The sequence below is a fragment of the Streptomyces colwelliae genome, assembly GCF_048158785.1.
In the GTDB taxonomy this organism is placed as follows: Bacteria; Actinomycetota; Actinomycetes; order Streptomycetales; family Streptomycetaceae; genus Streptomyces.
In genome coordinates this window covers 1-2,289 of the sequence record NZ_JBLTJC010000703.1, presented here as the reverse complement: position 1 = coordinate 2,289, position 2,289 = coordinate 1, and the positions used below count along the sequence as shown (strand labels likewise).

The window sequence follows — 2,289 nt, the reverse complement described above, 5'->3', positions numbered from 1 at the left end:
CGCCCGGTCGTCCCCGTCCAACCGGGGCACATAATGGCCGCCCTTCGAAACCCCCTCATCGCTGAGGGCGACGTTCCAGTCCCGTTCCTTCATGAGGTATTTCATGTGGGCGTCGGAATGGAGATAGCGCGCGGCCTCCGCCGGATCGCGGCTCATGATGCCGAGCATTCCGTCGACGGGGTCGTTGGCGAACCAACCGCCGCGCGCCCCGGCGTACGTACCCTTCACCCGCCAGATCCCGGGGTGTTTCCTCTCCGCGGCGATCATGTCGTCGGTGAGGTCCTCGACCATCCCCGGGGCGTAGCCGTGGCCCTTCTGCATCAGCGTGACCAGGGACTGGTAGCCGACGGCCTTGTCCAGGTGGAGGCCCTGGGCATCCGTGGCGTAGTGCGCCACGCCGGCGCGCCGCATGGCGGTGCGCCACTTCCCGTACCAGTCGGACTTCGTGTGCTTCGTGGCCGTAGCGAGGGTGTCCGCCAGGCCCGTCTCGATCGCCGAGTACGCACCCGCGCCCGCGCCGCCCTGGACGTGGATGCGGTCGTTCAGTTCGTTCGTGAGCTTGAGCGTGCCGGCCGGGCCCAAGTCGTCCAGGACCATGCGTGAGAAACCCTCGTCCTCGCTGTTGTCGCGGAAAGACCGTTGCAGTTCGGTGAGTTGAGTGGCCGTCAACTCACCTCCCCTGCTCAGCTTCTGCAGGTACCTCTCCGCCTCCTCGGCCTCGTACGCTTCGATGTCGCCCAGCGCCTTGCCGTTGAACCCCCGGCCGCCCGCCAGCAGTTCGGAGTCGATCACGACTCCGGCCAGGGCGACCCGGACGCCCGTGTCCGCGTCGGTCACATCGCGTACGGCCTTGTTGATCCCGTCCTGCCACGGCTGTACGGCCTGGGGAGCGGCGGGAGTGTCCGGCTGGTCCGAACTCGGGCTCACCACCCCCGACTCCGAGACCCGCATGCCCGCCCGGACCGCGTCCCACCGCGCCGCCACCACCCGGCCCCGTAACTCCACGAACCGGTCGTGCGCGTCCCGCAGGAGCGCCGCGATCCCCTTGGCCTCCGTCTGCGCGTACTGGAACTCCTTGAGCGTGACGTCGAAGCGGGCGTTGGCCGCGTCGGCGCTGAGCCCGGTCCACGACGTGCCCACGGAGATGCCGTGCACATCCCGCCGGTACGCCGACTCCTGCTTCTCGAACTCGCCCGCCATGCCGTCCCAGCGCTCGGCCGCCGTGGTCAGCGCGGCGAGGTCAGTGGTCATGATCTCGTGATACGTCGGCATGCGCCCAGTCGCCCCAATAGCTCCGGTGACCCAATAACTCCGCTGACCGAATAACTCCGGTGAACCCGATAACTCCGCTGACCCGATGGCCTGTTGGCCCGTTGGCCCGTTGGCCCGTTGGCCCGTTGGCCCGTTGGACCGTTGGACCAATGGCCCGCTCGCTTCAGAACGTGTCCAACGCGGACCGCTCCCGCAACGTCGACCCCGCCGCCAGATCCGTACTCGTCAGCACCGCGTTCCCACTCCGCAACGCGTCCTTCTCCGCGCCCAACCGGTCCATCAGGTTCTTCACCTGGTCCGCCCACGTGCCGTGCGCCTTCTTCAGCGCCGCCGAGGTGACCCAGCCGTCCCCGTCCCTCGCGGCGAACTCCCGTACGGCGGCGCCATTTTCGTCGTCCGCCCACCGCCCCGCCGCACGCGTGCCGGGCTCGATGTGATCCTCGATCGCCCGCGCCGCCGCCCGTTTCTCACCCGGCGACGAAGCCAGATCCGGCCGCCGCGCCGAAACCCCCGGCACACTCGGCACCCCCGAAACGTCCAACACACGCGGCACGCCACCCGAAACGCTCGTCACACCCACCCGTCACCCTCCACGCTCCGCCGCGCGCTACACCCGCCGGCTCTCCAACGGCCCCAGGTACAGCGCCGGCAGACCCCCCGTGTCGATCACGAGCCGCTGCAGCACCACCGTCGGGTCCACCATCCAGAACCTCAACCGGTGGACCCCGGCCTTCGTCACGGAGTGTTTCGTCGCCGTCGCGTTGACGTTGTCGGAGGTGTTGCGCGCCCACACCGCGTTCAACAGCCCGTCATCCGCACCGGCGTTGATGTCGACGGTCACGATCGGCCCGTCGTCGAGCGAAACGCCGTAGCGCAGACCGCCCGTCGGCAACGCAGGGTTACGAGGGGACAGGTACGCCCACACCGTCACCTCACCCGGCGCGAGCAGACTCACCTCGTACTCCAACCGCGGCGAATCCACCCCACCCGGCGTCTGCCTGGGCAGCGTCACCGGCC

At 69.2% G+C, this 2,289-nt stretch carries 2 protein-coding genes and 1 pseudogene; all 3 read right to left on the bottom strand.

The window, feature by feature from the left end:
• Positions 1–1,251, bottom strand: a 1,251-nt coding sequence (locus ACNFOC_RS53405) for a WXG100 family type VII secretion target (protein WP_521987198.1), incomplete at its 3' end; no start/stop codon positions are given.
• A 184-nt stretch (positions 1,252–1,435) separates the two neighbouring features.
• Complete coding sequence (locus tag ACNFOC_RS53400; protein WP_416966170.1) at positions 1,436–1,798, bottom strand: hypothetical protein; 363 nt, start codon at positions 1,796–1,798, stop codon at positions 1,436–1,438.
• Positions 1,799–1,879: 81 nt separating this feature from the next.
• Positions 1,880–2,289, bottom strand: a pseudogene (locus tag ACNFOC_RS53395) (glycosyl hydrolase 115 family protein); the annotation flags it as partial.